Source organism: Streptomyces coelicoflavus (assembly GCF_003112555.1).
Taxonomy (GTDB): Bacteria; Actinomycetota; Actinomycetes; order Streptomycetales; family Streptomycetaceae; genus Streptomyces; species Streptomyces coelicoflavus.
In genome coordinates this window covers 14452-35388 of record NZ_BEWB01000015.1, presented here as the reverse complement: position 1 = coordinate 35388, position 20937 = coordinate 14452, and the positions used below count along the sequence as shown (strand labels likewise).

At 71.0% G+C, this 20937-nt stretch carries 15 protein-coding genes and 1 CRISPR repeat array; of the genes, 6 read left to right on the top strand and 9 right to left on the bottom strand.

The window, feature by feature from the left end; translation table 11 throughout:
- Positions 1–85: 85 nt before the first annotated feature.
- Positions 86–484, bottom strand: a complete 399-nt coding sequence (locus Sco07f_RS32185) for a heavy metal-responsive transcriptional regulator (protein WP_108989907.1) — start codon at positions 482–484, stop codon at positions 86–88.
- A 62-nt stretch (positions 485–546) separates the two neighbouring features.
- Here Sco07f_RS32185 and merB point away from each other — a divergent pair, with 62 nt between their 5' ends.
- Entirely contained in the window at positions 547–1548 is a 1002-nt protein-coding gene (gene merB / locus Sco07f_RS32180; protein ID WP_244942177.1) for an organomercurial lyase, read from the top strand.
- 22 nt (positions 1549–1570) lie between these two features.
- Here merB and Sco07f_RS32175 read toward each other — a convergent pair whose 3' ends face one another.
- Entirely contained in the window at positions 1571–2431 is an 861-nt protein-coding gene (locus Sco07f_RS32175) for a recombinase family protein (protein WP_159106999.1), read from the bottom strand.
- A 293-nt stretch (positions 2432–2724) separates the two neighbouring features.
- Here Sco07f_RS32175 and Sco07f_RS32170 point away from each other — a divergent pair, with 293 nt between their 5' ends.
- The 5 genes from Sco07f_RS32170 (at position 2725) to mobF (ending at position 11763) form a co-directional block, all read left to right on the top strand.
- Complete coding sequence (locus Sco07f_RS32170; RefSeq protein WP_108989904.1) at positions 2725–4305, top strand: Mu transposase C-terminal domain-containing protein; 1581 nt, start codon at positions 2725–2727, stop codon at positions 4303–4305.
- Entirely contained in the window at positions 4306–5064 is a 759-nt protein-coding gene (locus Sco07f_RS32165; RefSeq protein ID WP_108989903.1) for an AAA family ATPase, read from the top strand.
- Positions 5057–6583: an ATP-binding protein gene (locus Sco07f_RS32160; RefSeq protein ID WP_108989902.1), complete on the top strand. Its 1527-nt coding sequence runs from the start codon at positions 5057–5059 to the stop codon at positions 6581–6583. Before Sco07f_RS32165 ends, Sco07f_RS32160 begins: the two co-directional genes overlap by 8 nt.
- Positions 6580–7398, top strand: coding sequence for a hypothetical protein (locus tag Sco07f_RS32155; RefSeq protein ID WP_108989901.1), 819 nt, complete (start codon positions 6580–6582; stop codon positions 7396–7398). The genes Sco07f_RS32160 and Sco07f_RS32155 overlap by 4 nt, the downstream gene beginning before the upstream one ends.
- A gap of 210 nt (positions 7399–7608) precedes the next feature.
- Positions 7609–11763 carry a MobF family relaxase gene (mobF, locus tag Sco07f_RS32150; RefSeq protein ID WP_108989900.1) on the top strand — a complete coding sequence of 1385 codons (4155 nt, stop codon included), beginning with the start codon at positions 7609–7611 and terminating at the stop codon, positions 11761–11763.
- Between the two features lie 883 nt (positions 11764–12646).
- A CRISPR array of direct repeats spans positions 12647–13711; the repeat unit is 28 nt; unit sequence GAGCAACCCCCGCGGGTGCGGGGACGAC.
- Between the two features lie 21 nt (positions 13712–13732).
- Here the strand turns inward: mobF and cas2e are convergent.
- The 7 genes from cas2e to casA form a co-directional block, all read right to left on the bottom strand.
- Positions 13733–14077 carry a type I-E CRISPR-associated endoribonuclease Cas2e gene (cas2e, locus tag Sco07f_RS32145; protein ID WP_108989899.1) on the bottom strand — a complete coding sequence of 115 codons (345 nt, stop codon included), beginning with the start codon at positions 14075–14077 and terminating at the stop codon, positions 13733–13735.
- On the bottom strand, positions 14074–15057 hold the full coding sequence (gene cas1e / locus Sco07f_RS32140; RefSeq protein WP_108989898.1) for a type I-E CRISPR-associated endonuclease Cas1e: 984 nt from the start codon (positions 15055–15057) through the stop codon (positions 14074–14076). Before cas1e ends, cas2e begins: the two co-directional genes overlap by 4 nt.
- Positions 15050–15835 (bottom strand): type I-E CRISPR-associated protein Cas6/Cse3/CasE, encoded by a 786-nt coding sequence (cas6e, locus tag Sco07f_RS32135; RefSeq protein ID WP_108989897.1) that lies wholly within the window; start codon positions 15833–15835, stop codon positions 15050–15052. The genes cas1e and cas6e overlap by 8 nt, the downstream gene beginning before the upstream one ends.
- Before the next feature lie 4 nt (positions 15836–15839).
- Positions 15840–16631 (bottom strand): type I-E CRISPR-associated protein Cas5/CasD, encoded by a 792-nt coding sequence (cas5e, locus tag Sco07f_RS32130; protein WP_108989896.1) that lies wholly within the window; start codon positions 16629–16631, stop codon positions 15840–15842.
- Positions 16628–17806: a type I-E CRISPR-associated protein Cas7/Cse4/CasC gene (gene cas7e, locus Sco07f_RS32125; protein WP_108989895.1), complete on the bottom strand. Its 1179-nt coding sequence runs from the start codon at positions 17804–17806 to the stop codon at positions 16628–16630. Before cas7e ends, cas5e begins: the two co-directional genes overlap by 4 nt.
- Positions 17807–17923: 117 nt before the next feature.
- Positions 17924–19105 carry a type I-E CRISPR-associated protein Cse2/CasB gene (gene casB / locus Sco07f_RS32120; RefSeq protein ID WP_108989894.1) on the bottom strand — a complete coding sequence of 394 codons (1182 nt, stop codon included), beginning with the start codon at positions 19103–19105 and terminating at the stop codon, positions 17924–17926.
- Positions 19102–20793, bottom strand: coding sequence for a type I-E CRISPR-associated protein Cse1/CasA (casA, locus tag Sco07f_RS32115; protein ID WP_108989893.1), 1692 nt, complete (start codon positions 20791–20793; stop codon positions 19102–19104). The genes casB and casA overlap by 4 nt, the downstream gene beginning before the upstream one ends.
- Positions 20794–20937: the final 144 nt, after the last annotated feature.

The window sequence follows — 20937 nt, the reverse complement described above, 5'->3', positions numbered from 1 at the left end:
ATTGCGTTCCGACGTCTGTCGGGCGACACGAGAGTGTCAGTGCCCGGCGACATGTGGTGTGTCAGTGGCGGAGGCTTCGACTTGGTCAGTGCGGCGACAGGATGGTGCAGATGCCGTTCTCGCCGCACGCGGCGGAGTCGGTCTGGGCTGCCCGCTGAGCGAGATCGCGCAGTGCGGTGCGGGTCTTGCGGAGTTCGGCCAAGCGTTCTTCGATGTCGCCGAGGTGCTGGCTGATCAGGCCGGTGACGTGTTCGCAGGGGGATTCGCCGCTGTCTCGCAGAGCGAGGACGGAGCGGATTTCGGCGAGGGTGAGGCCGGCGCCCTGGGCGTCGCGGATGAACGCGAGCCGGTTGGCCGTCTCATCGGCGTAGTCGCGGTACCCGGACGCTGTACGGGGTGGTGCGGGCAGCAGTCCGGCCTGCTCGTAGAAGCGGATGGTCTTGGTGGTCAGTCCGCTGGCGGTGGCGAGGTCCCCGATGCGCATGCGTCCAGGCTACGCCTTGACCTTCCAGTGCGGTGGAAGGTCTAGCGTCGGACGCACAGACCATGAGCTGGAAGGCCACGAAAATGCGCATCACCGTTTTGACAGTTCCCGACTGCCCGAACGCGCCGGTTGCCCAGGAGAGGATCGCTGCCGCGCTGGACGGCCGGGCGGCGGAAGTGCAGCTTGTCGAGGTGCGGGAGGAAGCCGATGCAGCGCACTGGGGCATGACCGGCTCGCCCACGGTGCTGATCGACGGCGTCGACCCGTTCGCGGTCGCGGGTTCGGCGCCCAGTGTGTCGTGCCGCCTGTACCGGGACGCGGACGGCCGCACCGACGGGGCACCGAGCGTGGAGCTCCTGCGACAGGCTCTCGCGGGCCTGAGCATCGGCTCGTCCGCGGTCACGGGCGAGGACTGCTGCGACCCGGACATCCTGGACCCGATCGGGCGCGGCGGCCGGGGGCGTCGTGCCCCGGTTGAGGGTGGGCTGCGGGCGGTGCACCAGGCGGTGCTGCGGCACTTCGCCTCGACCGGGAGCGCCCCGGCACCGGCCGAGTTGGAGGCGCCAGCCGCCACCGCCGGGCGCACGGCCACCCAGGTACTCGCCGAGCTGGACCGCGAGGACTTCCTGACCCTTGATAAGAACGGACAGATCCTGGCCGCGTATCCGTTCTCCACCGTGGCGACCCGGCACCGGGTCAGTTTCGCCGACGGGGTCCAGGTGTGGTCGATGTGCGCGATCGACGCGCTCGGCATCGCGGCCATGCTCGACCAGGACGTGGTGATCTCTTCATCGGACCCGGTCACCGCCGAGCCGGTCACCATCACCATGACGGGCGGCACCACGGTATGGGAACCGGCGGGGACGGTCGTGTTCGTCGGCCACCGCGGGTATGCGGGACCGGCCGCCGCAGTGTGCTGCGACGCGCTGAACTTCTTCACCGGCGACGCCTCCGCCCGCACATGGGCCGAGGGACACCCGCAGGTGAAGGGTGCCGTCGTCAGCCAGACGCGGGCAGAGGAGCTTGGCCGCGAGACCTTCGGCCCCCTGCTGCGCGACGCCTGAACTCCGGCGGGCGCGTGGGGCGTCAGCGCCCGGCGTCGCGCGGTGCGTCGGTGGTCGCGGCGGCTTCGTCATACGCGGCCAGGGTGCGGTAGAGGGTGGAGCGGCCGACGCCGAGGTGCCGGGCGATCGAGGTGACGGGTTCCTTGGCGTCGCGGCGCCGCAGGGCGACGGCAAGCTGATCGCCGTCGATTGCGGGCGGGCGGCCGCCGTGGTTGCCGTTCGCCGCAGCGGTGTCCAGGCCGATCAGGGTCCGCTCGTGGATGAACTCCCGCTCGACCTCAGCCATGGCAGCGAACACCACGAAGAGGACCTTGCCCGCACCCTGCGGGTCGTAGATGCCGGACAGAGGGCCGCCGAGGATCTCCAGGCGGTGGTCGCGTTCGGCGAGGTCCTGTGCGGAGGTGATGAGCTCGATCATGTTGCGGCCGAGGCGGTCGAGCATGGTGACGGTGAGGGTGTCGGCCGGGCGGAGGTCGGCGAGCGCCGCGTTGTACTCGGGGCGGATCTTCTCGCGGGTGCCGATCTTCTCGACGTAGATGCGGATGCAGTCGGCCTTCTTCAGGAGGCGGACCTGTCCGGCGAGGTCCTGGCCCTTGCTGGAGACGCGGGCATACCCGATGCGGTCGCCGGCCCGCGTGAGGACTGCGGGGTCGAGGTTGGGTTCGGGGCCGGGCTGCCAGGTGCGGCCGGGGCCGCGTGCGGCGGGGATACGGATCGCGGGGCCGGACTTGAGTGCGGGGATCTTGCCGTAGCGGCCGGTGTGGTAGTCGACGGCGACGACGCCGGAGTTCGCCCGGCACACCGACCCGGGCGGCGCCCCGCACCGCGGGCACGGCTCGCGCTCGATCAGCTCGGCGCGGGCGATCTCGTCCACCTCGTTCACGCGTTCCCCTCCCGCTTGGCCCGCCGAAGCGGCTCGTCCCGAATACCCGTCCCGCTTCTCCGCCGCGCCCATCGGTTTCGGGACGCCTTTCGGGACGCCTCTCGTGCTCCGGCCGCCCTGCGGGCGACCGTCCCGGAATCGGTCGTTTCCGGGACGGCGGACACCGGTGTCCGGAGTAGCGGCTGGACGGGCCTCGCCGCAAGCGGTTCGGGGAGGGTTCACCGGTTCGAGCGGTGCCGATGTCGCGGGCCTGTCGCCGCGGCGACAGGCCACTGACACTTCGGGACGTGGCGATGATCGCGGCGGAAGTTCGACAGACGGCGGTGGCACGGCTGGAGGAGCTGCGCGCCGACGGGGCGCTGACGGCCGGACACGTGCGGATCGTCGCGCGGAGCTGCGGGGTGAGCGAGCGCACCGTGTGGCGGTGGATGTCCCCGCCGGCCGACCGCACCGTCCGGCAGCCACGGCCGCACTACGTCCTGAGCGAGACCGACCGTGAGGCGTTCGCCTTCTACCGGGGCAACATCGCAGCCCTGCACCGCGCCCGGCAGGCGGTGGTCGCCGGGGACGGCACCACGGCCGGGGCGCCGGTGCCCACCTTCCTGGCTGAAGGGTGGACAGGGACGCGGTCGGTGACCCTGCGGACCTTGCAGCGCGCGTTCGCCGGGGAGTTGACCCCGGCCGAGCGGGCGGCGTGGCAGAGCGGGGAGTCTGGCCGACGCGCGGCCTCGGTGTACCTGAGCCGACCGTCGGCGCTGCGGGGCCGGTGCTGGGAGATGGACCACAAGCAGATCCCGCTGCTGGTCCTGCCGCCGAAGGGCAAAGCGCTCTGCCCGTGGATGACGACCGTCGTCGACGACGGCACCCGCGCCCTGCTCGGCTGGGCCGTAGCCCTGACCCCGACGTCGGGGACGGTGTTCACCGCGATGCGGATGGCCATGCTGCACGACCCGGACGTCTCGCCGTTCGGCGCGGTGCCCGAACGCGTGCGCATCGACCGTGGCCTGGAGTTCGCGGCTGACGCCGTCGAGGCGGCGCTCGGCACCCTGGCCGTCGTCATGCACCGACTTCCCGCTTTTCAGCCGCATCGAAAGGGCAAGGTAGAGCGCCTGAACTTGACCATCGAGCAGATGCTGATCTCCCAGCTCCCCGGCTTCACCGGCGGGCCGCGCGACGCCGGCGGCAAGCTGTACGGGCCTATCAAGGACTCGGTGGCCGCCAAGCAGGCAGCCGAAGGCCAAGCGGGCGGGCCGATGCGCATCGAGCGGTTCGTCGACCGGTTCGCCGCCTGGGCCCGCTGGTACAACACCGAGCGCCCGCACCGGATGCTCGGCGGCCGTACCCCCCTCCAGGCATGGACGGACGATCCCGCGCCCCTGCGGCGTATCCCCGCCGACGAGCTGCGGCACCTCATGCTCGCCGACGTCGAGCGCACGATCCGCAAGGACGGGATCAGCTTCAACTCCCTGTCCTACGTCGCCCCCGAGCTCCAGGGCCGCGGCGGACAGGTCGTCCAGATCCGCTACATGCCGCACGACGACCGGCAGATCGAGGTCTACCTCGCGGGCAAGCATCTGTGCACCGCGCACCCCACCGGTCTACTCACCGCCGAGCAGACCGACGCCTTCCGCATCCACGCGGCCGCCGAGGCCAAACGCCTTGGCCAGGAGCGCCGCCGCGCTTCCCACCGGGCCCGGCGCACCCTCGCCCCGATGACCGGCGACGGAGCCCCGGCCGCCGAATCCCGGCTCGTCGACCAGAAGACCGGCCGCGGCGCCTCCCGCCAGGCCCTGGACGCCGCCCTGCGGGCCCGCTCCTCCACCTCCCTGCTCGGCATCACCCCGCTCACCACGCCCGACAAGAAGGAGAGCTGAATGCCCCGGCACTTCGCCGACCTCACCGGCGCCGCGACGCTGCCGACCGGCACCTTCCAGCTCGCCCACCGCGTTGTCGACGACCTCGTGAAGAACAACGCCACCGGCGTCATCCACGGCCCGGCCGGCACCGGCAAGACGTACGCGGTCGAGTCCGCCCTGGAGGAACAGGCAGTCCGCGGCGGCCCGGCCGTGTGCACGCTGTCCTTCACCGCGCGGCCCACCATGCGCCTGGTCGCCGACCAGCTCCTGGCCGCACTGACCGGCACCACCGCCTCCAACAGCCGCAACCGGTTCCACATCACCAACAAGCTCCTGGACCTGCTCGCCCACCCCCGCCGCCTGCTCGTCGTCGACGAGGCGCAGCGCCTCAACAGCGACTGCATCGAGCTGCTGCGCCACCTCCACGACGAGCCGAAGACGAAGTTCGCCCTCCTCTACGTCGGCGGTGACGGCTGCTGGGAAGTCCTCTCCCGCGAGCCGATGCTCCGCTCCCGGGTCTTTCGCCGTCTGCCCTTCCGCCCGCTGGCCGCCGACGAAGTCCCCGACCTGATGCGCGGCTACCACCCCATCTACGCGGAAGCCGACGCCGCACTGCTGCGGCAGATCGACGAACTGTACGGACAGGGCACCATGCGCGACTGGGCCGCCTTCACCCACACCGCCGCCGGCCTCTGCCAGGACGCCGGACGCTCCCGCATCGACACCGAGGTCATCGACAACGCCCTCACCCTCCTCGGCGGCGGCGTCCATGTCTGAGACCACCGTTGCGGAGACGGTCCCCAACTGCGAGCGGCGCCCCGGGCCCCGGCTCGTCCTGGTCCGCAACGCGGGCGACGACCACCGCATCGTGCGCCGCCTGGCCGCCGTCGAAGGCCCCGGCCGCCTCGTCGTGCGCCCCACCCCCGGCGGCCGGACCAGCGACCTCGTCCTCGACATCCTCACCGCCACCGGCCGCAGCCCCTCCACCCTCCTCGCCGACCGGGCCCCCGCCGATGACGCCTGGCGCCAGGCCGCCGCCCAACTGTCCGCCGACCAGACTCGCCACCTCGTCATCGACCGCGCCCACCGCCTGCCCGGCGAAGCCCTGGAACTCCTCGCCCAGCTCGGGCGCCGCGCCCTGTGCACCGTCTGGCTGATCTGGCCGACCACCGAGGACAACGCGTACGTCCCTGCCCCGCTGCGGGCCTTCCGCGAGGACGGATACCGGTTCAGCGCGATCGACTTCCCCGCGTTCATGCGTGAGCTCCCGCCGCCCTCCCGGGTCCTCACAGGCGGGCTGCAAGCCGACGCGAAGACCTCCTGGGCCGAAGGCACCGGCCCCGCCCTGCCTATGCAGGACTTCCCCGTCTTCCTCGCCCACTGCCGCGCGAAGCTGCCCGGCAACACCTTCACCGCCGTACGCGCCGTCTACGACCGCGAGGTCCACCTCGCCGACCAGTGGCTGACCCGCCGCGGCCTGGCCGGCCACACCCGGATTCCCGGCAGCCCCGGCCACACCCGCGCCCTGTCCGCCCGCCTCACCTTCTACCTCCGCGACCACCGCATCGGCCCGGCCCCCGACCAGGCCCACGCCCTCACCCGGCTCCGAGGCATCCAGACCGCCCTCTTCTTCCGCGGCTACCTGCTGCGCTGGCAGATGGAGACCCTCGGCGCCCGCCCCACCACCCGCCTCCTCAGCCAGCTCGACTCCCGCACCTGCGACAAGATCCGGGCCGCAGCCACGATCGAGGACGCCGCCGCCACCGCCCTGTCCATCCACCTCTCCCACGAACCCACCGGACTCGGCCTGATCACCTGCGGCAACACCGCCCCCGACGGCAGCAGCATCCGCCTCCCCGTCACCGGCAGCCCGTACGAGACCGAAGAGACCCGCTACCTGCGCGTCCCCTGGCGATGGAGGACCCACCGCCACGCCAGCATCGAGCTCACCGCGCTCCAGGTCCTCCACCTCGAATCCGAGGACCCCGTCACCTTGCCCGAGCACGCCGCCCCGCTCCTCGCCGCCCACCTCGCCTACCGCCGCCAGCAAGGCGCCGCCGACGCCGACCCGCTGTTCATCCACCCCGACAGCCCCGGCAGCAAAAGCCCCGAGCCCGGTCTGCGCGAAGCCGTCATGCGGACCTGCTACCGCATCCACTTCAACCCGGCCTGGCTCCACCGCTCCCACTGCCGCCACGGCGACGAGGACCACCACGACGCCCGACAGGCCGGATGGATGCACCACCGCGGACTCGACCTCACCGCCCTCAGCGACGACATCCGCAGCCGCCTGTGATCAGCAATGACGCCAGCTTCGGCCCCCGCCCCGGCCGCCAAGGTCCCCGCGCCCGCCGCAAGTACGCCACCGTTCAGAAGTCCCACGTCCTCAAGCGGCGCCTGCTCGCCGCCGGCATGACCGCCTGGCAGCTCGCAGACCTCCTCGGCGTCCACGAGCACCAGCTCGACCTCGACGAGCTTCCCGACCTGCCCGTCCGCGTCCTGCTCGACCTCGCCCGCCGCCTGGACCTCCACCCGGCCGACCTGCTCGCCGGAGCGGACGAACTCTTCGCGCTTCCCCGCCAGCGAGAAGTCCTCGACCGCCGACGGCCCGGTGCCGCCCGCGACGCGCTGACCCTGATCACCGCACTCGCGCACGCCGAGAAGCCCCTGACGGCCGACGGCATCGCGCTCGCCCTGTCCTGGTCCGGGCCCCGCCTCGACCTCGCGCTCGACCACGCGCGCACCCACCCCGACACCGGCGGCGCTCTCGTCCTGCGGCACGTTCCGCCCGACGGGTACACGGCCGCCCCGCGCCTGAATGTCCTGCGGCCCGATCAGGTGGAAGCCATCGCCGGGAGGAAGAACCCCCGCCCGGACATCCGCGGCCCCATCCAGCCCGTGGAGGCCGAGGTCCTCCTGCGCGTGTGGGTCGACGGCGGCATCGACACCGCCGACGCCGCCCAGCGCCAGGCCCTCGAAGACCTCGCCGCCGCCGACATGGTCGCTCGCGGCGACATCGTCGACGCCCTGCCCGACAACGTCGCGTACAGCCTGCGGATGCTCTCCGAGCCGTCACCGCCTACTGACACACCTCATGTCGCCGTCCGCTGACATTTCGTGTCGCCAGCCACTGACGTTCTGACGTCGTCCGACAACGTCGTCCGACCGCGGGCACCAGATGCCTGATCTTCGCCTCGGCAGATGCAAGGATCATAAGCGGCATAAAGATCAAAAACGACATGAGGACAAAGGGGGTTCCCCTCGCGGGGGACCCCGGCACGCGGGGAAGCACAAGCGCACGTGGGGAACAGAGGGACAACCGTGGCCTGGCTGACGAAGATCGTGGCGGATGAGCAGGTCGAGTACCGGCTCAAGGAGCACGCCGGGTGCGCGGTGGTGGAGACCGGTGGAGGCGAGACGGTGGTCCTGGACGACGCCGGGATCCCGGCTGTCGACTACCGGCTGCGACCGGAGGGCGGGGCCTCGCTGGTCTGGATGGGCAGCGGCCTGGAGGCCTTAGAGCTGGTCGAGGGTGCCGCTCTGGACGAGGAGGGCAAGGCGGCCGCCCGGCGGATCATGGCGGGCTGCCACCCGGCGACCGGGGCCCGGTTGGTTACCTCACGTACGTCGGTCCGCGCTCACGAGAAGGCACAGCTCACCACCGCCCGGCTGGTCGAGGCGATCGAGCAGGCGGCCGAGGAGCAAGGCGTGAAGACTGCCGAGCTGTTCGACGGCAGGCCCAAGCAGTTTCGTGTTTTCCAAGCGCAGCAGCGCAACGTCAACAGGTTCGGCGAGGCTCACCGGATGCAGGTTGCCACCCTGCACAGGCTCGCGCGCGCCGCAGGCCTCCGCCTCGCCGACGTGTACGACGAAGAGGAGCTGGCCACCGCGTGGGAGCACAAAGACCTGCGCGTGGACGATCGGGTGCGTGGCTGGGACCTGGTCCTCGACCTCCCTAAGAGCGACAGCGTCCTGCAAGGGCTCATGGACGCGCTCGGCGGGCAGGAGCTGCGCGACCTGGTGCACGAGGCCAAGCGCGACACCTTCCGCCAGTTGGAGAGGTGGGCCGGGTACGCGGTCGGCAGTAGGGACGGGGAACCGGTGCGGGTGGGCACCGGTGGGCTGCTTGCATGGTCGGTCGAGCACCAGAGCGCCCGACCGATCCAGGTCGGAGAGGCCGGCGACCCCCACCTGCACCTGCACGCGACAATCGCCAACATGGCGCTCTGCTCGGACGGCGAGTGGCGCTCGATCGCCAACTCGGGGCACGACCTGCACCGGCACGCGTCGGCCGCCGACGCCTATTTCAAGGCCCGCGTCCGCTCCCTGACCTACAGCCGGTTCGGGGTACGGCGCGAACGGGTCGAGCGGACCGGCGCCTGGGAGATCCACGGGGTGCCCGCCGAACTGCGCGACGCGTTCAGCCGCCGGGCCGCGCTCGTGGACGAGAAGGCCGGCACCGACGCCTCCCGCACCGAGAAGCAAGCCGCCTCGATGGCGACCAAGCGCGACAAGGTCGACGTCGACGCCACGACGATGCGCGACAGCTGGCGCGAGCGTGCCGAGGCCGTTGTCGGCGACGTCGACGCGATGGTGGCCGCATCCGCCCCCGGCCCGCCCGGCCCGGACGGCGGCGCCGGCGTCGACAGTCCAGGCGGCGGACCGCACATCCCGCCGCCCGCTGACCTCGCGGCCGCCGTGTTCGACCCGAAGACGGGACTGACCGCGAGCGAGAAGACGTTCACCCGCGCGCAGCTCCTCGCGGCCGTGGCGAACGCGCTGGAGTACGGCCTCGACGCCGACCCGGACAGCCTGGAGCGGCTGTGCGACGACGTCCTGGAGGTCACTGGTTACGCGGTGCGCGTGCCCACCCTCGGTTCCACCGTCATGTCCTCGACCGCCCGCTACACCACCCAGGACATCCTCGACGCGGAGAAGTCCGTGCGCGTCCAGGCACTGGAACGCTTCGACACCGGCACGGCGCAGCTCACCGAGGGCCAGGCCGCCGCCGCCATCGATGTCTTCCAGGTCGCCGCCGGGTTCGAGCTGTCTGCCGAGCAGCAGGCCGCGGTGACCCGGGTGCTCACCGCCGGGCACGGCGTCGATGCCCTGGTGGGTGTCGCGGGGGCGGGCAAGTCCACGCTGATGGAGGCGTGCAGGATCGGCTGGGACGCGACCGGTGCGACGTACGCCGGCGCGACCCTCGCCGCGGTCGCCGCCCAGCAGCTGCACGACGCCTCCGGTATCCCCGCCAGGACCGTGGCGGCCTGGCTCGGCGAGATCGAGAACGGCAACGGTCTTCGCGGCGTCGATGTCCTGGTCGTGGACGAGGCGACGATGGTCGACGACCGCACCGCGGCCCTGCTGATGGGCGAGGCCGCCCGGACCGGCACGAAGGTCGTCTGCGTCGGCGACCACCTCCAGCTTCAGGCGATCGGGCCGGGCGGCTGGTTCAAGGGGACCCACCGCTTGGTGCACGGGCTCACCCTCACCGAGAACCGCCGCCAGGAAGACGCCGCCGAACGGGCCGCGCTGGACGTGTGGCGCACCGGCAACCACGAGCTGGCGCTGCGGATGCTCGCCGAGGGCGGGCGCATCCACCCTGCCGAGAGCGCCGACGAGGCCCGCTCTCAGATCCTCATGGCCTGGGACGAGCTGCGTCTGCAGGAGTGGGCCGACCCGCACGACCTCATCGCCCACATGGTGGTGCTCGCCGCCCGCAACAGCGACGTCGACGCCCTCAACCTCGGCGCGCAGGTGATCCGCCGCGAGGCCGGCGAACTCGGCGCCGAGCACACCTACACCCTGCCCGGTGGCGATACCCTCACCCTCGCCGTGGGCGATGTCGTCCGCGTCAGGGAGAACGACTACCGCTCCCGCCGCGGCGAAGGCCCCGACATGCTCAACGGCTACCGCGCCGTCATCACCGACCTGGACGACCGCCACCGCGTCGAGATCACCTGGCGCGTGACGGACGTCAAGGCCCCCGGCGGCTACCGCGAGGAGTCCGCCTGGGTGTCGACCCGGAAGGTCACCGGTGGAGCCCTGTCCCTGGGCTATGCCATGACGATCGCCGCGAGCCAGGGCCTCACGTGCAACACGTCCCTGACGTACGGCCACGGCGCGAACGCCTTCGCCACCTACCCCGGCATCACCCGGGCGCGGCGCCAGAACCACCTGTGGCTCCCGCTGGCCGTCCTCGAGGACGAGCGGACCCAGGCCCGGCTCGGAGAGGCCCGCAGCGAGAAGGAACGACTGGAGCGCGCCATCGACGCGTTCGCCCGTTTCCTGGGCCAGTCCCGGCCGGACAGCATGGTCTCCGACCTCCTGCGTGAACCGCCAACGCCCGCACCGCTGCCCCGGCAGCGCGAGCTGTCCGCCGAGCAGGCCCGCGCCGAGTCCGAACGCAGGCTCCGCCAGACGACCACGACCACGACCACGAGCACGGCCAAGGCCGCCCGCGCGAAGTCGGTGAGCCTGTCCCACCGCCGGGCCAAGGACGAAGCCCAGCGCCAGGAACAGGCCCGGCTCGACGAGGAGAAGGCCGAGCAGCTCCTCGCCCGTCTGAACGCCGGCGCCGAGGAACGCGCGGTGCCGTCGTGGCGGACCCGCGTCTACGGCACGCTCTCCCCGCAGGCGCTGAACCACCGCATCGCCGAGGGCGACCGGCTTGCCGCCGACGCCGAGACCGAAGCCGCCAAGGCCGAGGCCACGGCCCGCGAACTCGCCGACCGCCTCGACCAGGAGCGGGCCACCGGCCAGCCAACCCGGGGGCAGCGGTTCGCCGCCGAGGCCGGACAAATCCTCGACCAGGCGGAGACCCACCTCACCACCGCACGGGAGCACGAGAGGACCGCCTACACCGCGGCCAGCCAAGCCGAGAAACACACCAGCCAGCTCGGCAAGCTCGCCGAAAGGGAGGGCAAGAGCCGCCTCGCGCTGCGCCTGGCGGGCACGTCGCTGAAGGAACACCGCGAGCTGACCCAGCGCCTGACCGCAGACCGCGCCGCGTACTGGAACGCGGCAGCCGACTCCCGGCGCGACGCCCGACAGGCGCTGGAGAAGACGTGGGAGACCGTCCGGGACAGCCTGATCGCCCAACCCCTCGGTGCAGCGGGTCAGCCCGTGCCCGACCGCGCGGACAAGGCCACCGAGCGGCTCCTGGAAATGCGCTCCACCGCCGCCCGGCACGGCCACAACATGGACAAAAGCGACCGCGACGACGTCAGTCGCGCCACCCGCCAGGCCGGGGAGTTGCGAAAGCTCGCCGCTAGCCACCGTGCCCAAGTCGCCAACGCTCGCGCCGAGAAGGCCCTGCGCACCACGATCGCCGAGAAGCTCCCGGACCTGCACGCCAGGGAGACAACGGGACGCCGCACCGTGCAGCAGGAACAGGCGAAGCGGACCGTACAGCACCAGCAGGCCGCCGTCGTACACCTGCAACCGAAGCAATCCAATGGGCAGAGCAGGAGGTAGGGCGAGCACTGAGCTTCGAGGCCACCTGTCACGTGCAGGTGCGTTGCCTACCAGCAACCGATGGACGTCATTCGGAACTGATTACGACGGAAGCAGACGTAACGAGCGCGCCAGAGATGCAAATGCAACACCACCCACTCCGTCAGCTGCACCCGCATGGAAGGAGGAGCAACCCCCCGCCAACGTCGGCGCGGATGCACAACCTGGGGCAGTGGGCCGATCAGCACGGAGCAACCCCCGCGGGTGCGGGGACAACCACAGCACGGGGTAGGCGTCGGCGGCGCCCTTGGAGCAGCCGTGCGGGCGCGAGGACGACGTCAGCCTCGTCTGGAACGGCACGGAGTCGAAGAAGCAAACCCGGCGGGAGCGGGGACGACCTCGTCGTCCAGGCCGAACGGCAGGGGCCGGCTGAGTAACCCCGCAGGTGCGGGGAGACGGCAGCCATCACCGCCCCTTGATCTGGTAGTGGGAGCACCCCCCCCGCGGGTGTGGGGACGACCGAGGTGGCCACAGCCGATCACGGATACGCGCAGAGCAACCCCCGCAGGTGCGGGGACGCCGCGACGGCCTGGCGGGCGTCGGCCTCGCTCATCGAGCAACCCCCGCAGGTGCGGGGACGACGGGTCCGTGACGTCCTCGGGCTGCAGCTGCGCCGAGCAACCCCCGCGGGTGCGGGGACGACCCGAGCGCGCCGGCATTCCCCGGCCGCGACAAGGAGCAACCCCCGCAGGTGCGGGGACGACATGCCGTACTGGGTTTCGGCCCACTGCTGCCGGGAGCAACCCCCGCGGGTGCGGGGACGACCCGAGGTGCCGGCCACGTAGGAGCAACCCCCGCGGGTGCGGGACGACGGGTGGTGGTCCCTACCGAAGGTAGGGGTGGACGAGCAACCCCCGCGGGTGCGGGGACGACGTCGTGACACCGCCCTGGCCAGGTACGGGATGGAGCAACCCCCGCGGGTGCGGGGACGACAAGGTGGGCAAGATGGACGACACAGACCGTCAGGAGCAACCCCCGCGGGTGCGGGGACGACGCGTACAACGGCACGGGCCGGCCGGAGCCGGTGGAGCAACCCCCGCGGGTGCGGGGACGACGAACACGAGATGAGGTGGCCGGGGCGTTAGGAGGAGCAACCCCCGCGGGTGCGGGGACGACTACATGGACCGGCTCACCGAGGAGCAGCAGGAGGAGCAACCCCCGCGGGTGCGGGGACGACATGGCACCGAGCCCCCTGAGCTGGGTGCCATGAGAGCAACCCCCGCGGGTGCGGGGACGACTCGCCCTCCCGGGCGCCCTCGATGAGGTATGCCGAGCAACCCCCGCGGGTGCGGGGACGACCGTTCTCCACGGCGTCCTCGGGGAGGTACCAGGGAGCAACCCCCGCGGGTGCGGGGACGACGCGCTCAGCACGTCCGGCGAGTCCCGCGTCGTGGAGCAACCCCCGCGGGTGCGGGGACGACGCGTGATTTCAGAGACCGACTTCACGTCCCCCAGAGCAACCCCCGCGGGTGCGGGGACGACGCTGCGGCCGCCACGGCACAGGCTTCACCAGGGGAGCAACCCCCGCGGGTGCGGGGACGACGACAGGTACGGCGCGGACGCTGAGACCGACGGCGAGCAACCCCCGCGGGTGCGGGGACGACAAGATCGAATCCGGCCGCCAGAACCCGACCCTCGAGCAACCCCCGCGGGTGCGGGGACGACTCCGGGATCGCCGAGTACCAGCGCCGCGCCAAGGAGCAACCCCCGCGGGTGCGGGGACGACCGCGCGGCCTCGTCCTCGGTCAGCCCGAGCTGGGAGCAACCCCCGCGGGTGCGGGGACGACCTCTCGGCAACGTCACGTGGCTTTCCTCCGTCGGAGCAACCCCCGCGGGTGCGGGGACGACTGGGAGGTGAGGTCGGGCAGGGACCGGAGGAGGGAGCAACCCCCGCGGGTGCGGGGACGACACTTTACGACCTGCGGTGTTGTCAGGTGATCATGCCGTTTTCCTTTACCTCGCTCGCAGCACGCCAAGGTTGTCCGTTCTGGCGCTGACGGGCTATGAGGGTCAGGCCGTCGAAGTCGACGGGGGTCCAGCGGTCGCGGCCTGCGGTGCGGGCGGACCAGCCCTGTTCTGTGGTCGCCGGTTCGATCATGACGGCTTGGCCGTCGTGGATGCGTTCGGCGAGGACGGTCCAGAGGCGGTCGCGGATGCGAGCGTTGGGGTTGCCGACGAAGACGCCGGCGGCTATTTCGACGAACCAGCGGGTGAGGTGTCCCCTGAGCCCGGGAGGAGCCGCGATGAGCACGACGACAGTCGTCCCGGCGCTCACGGGGCCGGCTCCGCGGGGGTGGGGTCGGTGAGTTCAGGGATGATGTCGAGGTGGTGTGTGGCGCTCCAGTTGCGGCCGCCGCTGACGACGTTGTTGCCGTCGTCCCAGAGGGCGCCGAGGTCCTCGTCTGGGAGGTCGCTGCCGTCGGGTACGAGGAGCTGCTTGATGTCGGCGACGACGCGGGGCAGGAGCTTCCCCTGCACGACGGCATCCCGCAGGGCGGTACGCGCGTCACGCTCCGAGGTGAGGCCTTGTGCAGCGAGGTCGAAGGCGAGAGGGATGGTGAACTCGGCTTTGTAGAGATCGGCGATGTCCAGGACGAAGGACAGGGCGTTGCCGGTGTGAACGAAGCCGAGAGCCGGGCTGGCTCCCAGTCCGGTGATCGCGGCGTGGCAGATGCCGTACAGGGCCGAGTTGGCGGCGGAGAGGAGTCGGTTGACGTCGTCGCCGGCGGCGAAGGCATCGCCCGGTTTGTAGTCGCGTTTGGTCCAGGGCACCCCGGTGCGTTCGGCGTGCTGGGCGTAGAGCTTGCGGATGCGAGTGCCTTCGCGGCCGCGGAGTTGCTGGAGGGTGAGGCCGGTGGTGTTCTCGCCGGGGAAGCGCATGTCGTACATGCGGCGGGCGACGGAGACGCGCTCCTTCGGACGGGTGACCAGCCATGCCTGGCGAAGCTGGAGCTGGGAGCCGCGCGCCGTGCTGGTGCCGGTGGCGTAGAGGCGGACGCCCTGCTCGCCGACCCAGCACACGGCGGTGCCGGAGTCGGCGAGCAGGGTGACGGCGGGGTGGGTGACACGGCTGCCGGGGCCGATGAGAAGCACGGCGAGCCAAGCGGCCGGGACATGTACGGTACGTACCTTGTTGACCAGGACGATGGCGTTGTCGTCCCGGTCTATGTGACAGCGCTCGGCGTAGAGGCTGGAGATGCGGTCTTCAAGTCGGTGCAGGTCCTGTGGGCCGGTACGCCACCAGGGGTCAGCCATGGTTCGCCTCGGCGGTGCGGAGCGGCGCGAGGGTGAGCAGGCCCTGTCCGTATCCCTTTGCGGGGCCGATGCCGCCCAGGAGGGAGGCGCGCAGCGCGTCGGGGTCGCTCACGTGAAGGCGGCCTTCGAAGGTGGCGGTGGACAGAGTGACGCGCGGACCGTCGGCGCCCTTGCGGAAGCGGAGGATGTCGCGGGCGACGACGGTCGCCGCCGGCCCGGCGGACAGGTCCTGGCCTTCGCTCTGCAGTCCGAGGGCAGGGGGAGCGACGGTGGCGTCGGGGATGGTGAAACCGTGGCGCTCACACCGCTTGAGGAGCCATTCGAGCTGCTGGGCGGCGGTGCGGTGGGCGACCCGCGCGCCACGAGGCCGACCGCCGTTGTCGGCCACCTCCTTCAGACGGGCGGCCTGCTGTTCGCTCGGTTTGCTGGGCTGGATCGTGTTCCGGACCGGGTTGGCGGTGAGACGGAAGCCGAACTCGCGGCCCCGGACCAGACGTTCCAGCAGCGGTGTGTAGTCGGCGATGAGCGGGGTGCCTCCGTCGGCGCCCGGCCAGCCGGCTTCGTCGACGAGATGGGCCCAGGAAGGGCGGCTCTCGGTCAGGACGAGGACGTCCGCCCGGTGCGGAGTACTGCCGTCCAGGCGCCACAGGACGCGTTCGGTGACGGGCTGCACGGCCAGTCCGGACAGGACGGCGGCGTGCAGGCGGTGTGGACTGGAGAGGAGGGCCGCAGCGGCGCGACGGCGCGGGTTGAGAGCGATCTTCGACAGGTAGGGCATGCGGTCACCAGCCCAGGAGGGCGAACGGGTCGTGGTCGGGCTGTCCGGCGGGGGCCGATTCTGTCGCGGGCCGGTCGTTGCCGCTGGGTAGGGTGACCCAGAGGTGACGTACGGTGCGCCGGTCGAACCGCGTTCCGGTCTTGAGGTCGTAGGTGTCGGGTACGTCGACGGTGAGCTGGTCGCCGGCCGGGTCCTCGATGGTGGCCTCCAGGGCCACGGTGGCGCCCTGGGCCTGTCGGCGGCGATGGGCACTCGCCTGCCACGGCACACCCTCGAGGGCCTCCTTCAGCCCGGCGTCGGCGCAGAGTCCGAGGCTGACAGGTCCGGTGGGCGGGCAGGAACGGCGGCCGAGAGAGAGCGGGAAGACGGGGTTGCGGACAGCTTCGTCCAGGCTCTGCAGCAGGGCTTTGGGGCCGCGTAGAACTGCGACGAAGACGGCGTCCTGGAGGTAGAAGCGTTGGGTGACGCCGGTGTATTTGGCTGGTGCGGTCCTGGTCTGCTGTCCCTTGGCGTTGGTCTTGGCCGACAGCAGCGGCACTCCGCGGTAGTCACTGGACGTGTGGTAGTCCCGCAGCAGGGTGCCGGGCTGGTCCACCCGGACACCGAGGTGCAGGCCGAGCAGATCGGTGAGGGAGGTTCCGCGGGTGCGTCCCTCGGCGGCGGCCAGGAGGCCGAGGACGCCGGACTTGGTGGGCTGGGAGCGCGTTTCGCGACGGTTGTAGCGCGAGGGGCCGCCCCAGGACTGGAGAGGGGCGGCTAGCCGCAGGATGAGGACGGCGTGGTCGGTGCCGGTCATCGGGTGCCGGCCTTCGCCGCCCCGGCGTTGGCGATCTCTCCGTCGGCGAGCCATTCTCCGACTAGCGTGCCGACGGAGTCGAGCAGAGCAGGGAAGGGGAGGGATGGACCGAACACCTCGGTGATCTTGTCCCCTTCGGTCGTGTAGGTGGCCAGAGTCCGCAGCGGCTCGTTGCCCCACGTCCCGCCGACCGCCTTGAGCTCGTCGGCGAGACGAACGACGGATTCCGAGGCCAGGCCGGTGACACCGGTGACGGGCTCCTCGTAGGCGGAGACCAGGTTCACCGGCTGGTCGGTTCGGAGAGTCAGCAGTACCAGGTGGGGGAGGGTGCGGTGGGCGAAGGCGTTCTGGTGCCCGGTCGGCATGGACCGGGCGAACGCGTCGACGAACCGGACTGCTGCGCTGCGGGTCTCCTCGGCGTCGGTGAGATTGTCACGCAGCTGGTGGACGCCGAGAACGGCGTACCGGTACAGCGTGGAGGAGTTGAACTCGACGGTGCCGATCATGCCGGCGCCATGGTCATCGGTGTTTTCGTCGTCGACCGCGGTGTAGTAGTCGAACTCGGTGCGCACAGCATGGGTGGACAGCGCGTGAGCGACCTGGACGGAGGCATCCACGTTCAGGGTGGGCAGGTCTGCGACCATGCGCCCGAAGAGGGCGACCTCGGCCGGGTGCCCGGTGGACAGAGCCTCGACGACGGAGAGCTTCTTCACTTCGTTCTTGAGGTCGTCGTCGGGCAGAGCGGCAACCTCGGCCGCTCGGCCGTCGAGCAGCTCGACCAGGGAGTCGAGCTGCTTCTTTCCGAAGAACAGCAGGTAGGCGGACTGGTCGTCCTTCTTGGCGGACTTGGCGATGCCGAGCGGCTCCAGCAGAGCGGTGGCCAGACGGTCGGCCTGCTCACCGGTGAGACCGGCACCGCCCGTGTCGACGGGACGGGCGAGGCGCTGGGCGAGCAGGGCGACGATCCGCTTGGTGCGGGTGGCCCGGTCGGCCTCCGGCATGTGCTTGGCGTACTCGGTGCGGGTGGCCCGCTTCCACGCCTGGGAGGAGACGCGGGCACGACGGGCACCGCCGTAGAGGGCCTGCTTGGGGGTGCCCGAATCATCGCGGTTCACGTTGGACGGCGGCAGGCTCTGCAGGATGTGAACCTCGACGAAAAGAGTGGGTCGGCTCATGGCTTGACTCCTTGAAAACAGGGGGCGCGCCGCTCGAGCAGGGCACGCAACGAAGAGGAGGTACTGGTCGGGCACGCTGGGGCAGGACCCGCTCCTGGGTCCGTCCGCACTGTGGTGTCAGGCAGAGGCGGCGAAGTGGAAGTCGCGGTCCCACCGCTGCCGAAAGTCGGTGGCGGTGTCCGGACAGCGGGGGTCATCCCAGGTCCGCAGAGCGGTTCGAAGCAGGTTGTAGTCGAGCCCGATGCCGGCCCGGTTGAGCAGCGAAACGAAGGACCGTAGATGCATGGCGAGTTCGTCGGCGTCGGCGGAGGTGAGGAGCACGCCGAAGCGCCGTTCGAGCGCTGCCGTGGAGGCCTTGCTCTCGTTGCTAACGGTCTCCTTGCGCGCGAGCTGACCGGCGGCTGTGCCCGGGCTGTTGCCCGCAACGTGCATGGGGGCGCCGTGTGTCTGTTGATGGCGGGCGAACAGGGTGAGCGCAGTGTGTTCTGCCACCAGGTCCCGGGTGAGGGCGCCCTTGTTGCGCCACTCGGACGCCATGTAGGTGCGGTGGAACGGCCACATGGCGGCGACCGTTCCCGGCTCACGGCCGGTGCCCGAGCGCAGCGCGGCCAGCTCCGCTGCGGCGTTCGGGCTGCCGGAGTCGAACGTCACCCAGTACGGCGCGTGCGCCTGACCGGTACTCCGCGCGTCTGCTTGTCCTGGTGCGCCCGGATCGGTGTACTGCAGGCCCCACGACCGCAGCACTCGGTCCCTCCCGGCCCCGTCCCACCGGGTCAGCTCGTGGAACAGGCGCGTGTAGTCCAGGCCGACGCCCGCCTGGCGCAGGAGCGGCACGATCCGCCGCAGGTGTTGCACCAGCTCGTGAAGATCCTGGGCGGTCGCGGCTGCGATCAGTCGCCGCTCGACGGCGCTCTCCGTCAGCGCTTCGCCGCGGCGCAACATCAGACAGGCGGTTCCCAGGCCGATATCCGGCTGATGGACGGGTTCGGACGCGGTGTGCTGGTGCAGTCCGAACAAGGCGAGTGTGTGGTGCTCTGCGACGTAGCGCTCCGGGAGGCGATCGGAGCCGTCGCCCTGCAGGGGGACGCGGTGGAGGGACCGCATGGACGGCACGGTGCCCGCCTCCCGGCCGACTCCCTCGCGCAAGGCTCGCAGGCTTCGCGTGGTGTACTCGGAGAATTCGGGACGCTGCCCAGCCTTGCGCGCGGACTGCCAGCCTTCGACCGCTTCTTCCCAGAAGAACAGACGGTTCCGGTTCGCAGTGGGGCGAGAGCTGCAGGATTTGCCGGTGGTCGTCATACTGCGGCGGTCTCCTCGCGCTTGGCGCGGTGTTCCTCAGCGGCCCGCGGCAGGATGTCGGCGAGCCTGGTCCGGTAGATACCGATGGCTTTGCCGCTGCGGTAGACAAACTCCTTGTCACCGTTGCGCACCGTGCGTCCCACCACTGCCCTCGGCGGGGCTGCCGCGAGCAGAAGATTCGCCTCCCGGTCGGCGTTGATCTGCACGGACTGTTCCCACGCGAGCTGGGCTCGCTCCAGGAGCTCCTCGTCGTCCGCGTCGACGGTTCGCAACCCGGTGAGCAGACGGCGCATGGTCCCGTCGAGGGTATGCAGGAACTGCATGGACGGACGGCTGCCCTTGTCGCGGGGCAGCGGATCGCCACCGGCGGCACGTCGCAGGTCATTGTTGAGACCGTCCAGGGCACGGGCGACCTGGTCTGCCTGCGCCACGCACTCCAGCAGAGCCACACGGAGCCAGTCGTCCTGGGCGAGTAGAGCCATGACCGGCAGGGGCAGTTCATCGCCGATGGCGTTCTCCACCACGGCGGACTGCGTGCCGTACTCGAGGCCCGAGGTCTCGACACCGAGTGGATACTGCTCGGACAGCACCCTGCCGACCTGCAAGTCTCCGATCTGGCGCAGCAACAGCGAGGTGTAGGGGCCGTCGCTCTGCTCAGGCAGCGCCATCGCCAGGAGCGTTCCCAGTCCCTGCCAGGCGGCGCGGCCCGAGGCATGCCGGCGGGGCCGCCGGTGAGACTGCCCCTTCTTCGGCTTGGCGGTGTACTGCCACGCCGTGTGCGGCTCCACCTCGGACGTCTGCGTCAACCGGTCGCCGGCCGAGACGATCGCCCGGTGCACCCGCAACCCCTGTTCCGTCTCACAGGTGATCAGACGGATCCGGCGGGCCTGAAAGGTCAGCAGATCCAGCAGACCGGTCACCGGACGCTGGGACCAGGCGACCTCGGACGGCGACTTGCAGCCCAAACCGGCCGGGCGCTCGTCCCAAGCCCATTGCGGCCTGTCTCCCGGCTCCAGTCCGTCAGGCCAGATCGGCGTGTTCAGTAGCAGCGTCTCGTACAGGGTCTGTCCGGTGGGTACGACCACTCCCATCTGACCGAGGGGCCCGGTCGGATTGCCGGTCGTCTTTCCCTTGTTCGCCTGCGGGTCGCCCACCGCACCCGTCTTGATCGACGCCGTGTCCCAGCAGTGTGTGTGCAGCAGCCACAGCGCGGCGTCCCCCGGCGCCAGCAGCAGCTCGTCGGCCTCGCTGAGCGTGCTGAACAGGGGCACGTTGTTGCCGGACGCCACGGACGGCACCAGCTGAGCAGCCGTCTTCGTCTCTCCGCTCAACGCCTCGAGGCCAGCGACCTGTGCGAACGGGCGCTCCGCGTCGAACAGACGGAACCGGTCTCCGTATCGGGGACCCAGGTAGTGCGCGAGGCGCTCCCGTTCGTCACTTGTGAAGTGGCCTCGATGGAACCGCTCGCTCCACTCCTGCCGAGTGCGAGGCAGCCCAAGCGCATCGATCACCACGGGTAGTAAGAGCTGCCTGAGAACCACTGGCAGCATCGTGTGCACCGGCAGTTCGAGACGCCGGATGGTGTCCGCTTCGGACAATGTGAGCAACAGCCCGACGGGGCGCTGTGCGCCATCCCGACCGACGGCGCCGAGCCATCCGTCGTTAACGAGGTCCCCCTCGTCGGCCATGATTCTTCCCCCTCCATGTACTGAGCGCCCCCGCGTCCCCCCGGACGCGCTGACCGATGGGTCAACGCCACGGCTACGTTGCGAAGTTGACTCCTGCTCGGTCCCCGACAGCGTGGCACGCAACGCTTAATGTTTTCAAGCGAA

What these genes read in the sequence shown, in the direction of transcription:
- cas6e (WP_108989897.1), bottom strand. Translation starts at nt 15,835, where the DNA reads ATGCCCTACCTGTCGAAGATCGCTCTCAACCCGCGCCGTCGCGCCGCT.
- Sco07f_RS32185 (WP_108989907.1), bottom strand. Translation starts at nt 484, where the DNA reads ATGCGCATCGGGGACCTCGCCACCGCCAGCGGACTGACCACCAAGACC.
- casB (WP_108989894.1), bottom strand. Translation starts at nt 19,105, where the DNA reads ATGACGACCACCGGCAAATCCTGCAGCTCTCGCCCCACTGCGAACCGG.
- Sco07f_RS32165 (WP_108989903.1), top strand. Translation starts at nt 4,306, where the DNA reads ATGCCCCGGCACTTCGCCGACCTCACCGGCGCCGCGACGCTGCCGACC.
- cas5e (WP_108989896.1), bottom strand. Translation starts at nt 16,631, where the DNA reads ATGACCGGCACCGACCACGCCGTCCTCATCCTGCGGCTAGCCGCCCCT.
- casA (WP_108989893.1), bottom strand. Translation starts at nt 20,793, where the DNA reads ATGGCCGACGAGGGGGACCTCGTTAACGACGGATGGCTCGGCGCCGTC.
- cas1e (WP_108989898.1), bottom strand. Translation starts at nt 15,057, where the DNA reads ATGGCTGACCCCTGGTGGCGTACCGGCCCACAGGACCTGCACCGACTT.
- Sco07f_RS32170 (WP_108989904.1), top strand. Translation starts at nt 2,725, where the DNA reads ATGATCGCGGCGGAAGTTCGACAGACGGCGGTGGCACGGCTGGAGGAG.
- Sco07f_RS32160 (WP_108989902.1), top strand. Translation starts at nt 5,057, where the DNA reads ATGTCTGAGACCACCGTTGCGGAGACGGTCCCCAACTGCGAGCGGCGC.
- merB (WP_244942177.1), top strand. Translation starts at nt 547, where the DNA reads ATGAGCTGGAAGGCCACGAAAATGCGCATCACCGTTTTGACAGTTCCC.
- cas7e (WP_108989895.1), bottom strand. Translation starts at nt 17,806, where the DNA reads ATGAGCCGACCCACTCTTTTCGTCGAGGTTCACATCCTGCAGAGCCTG.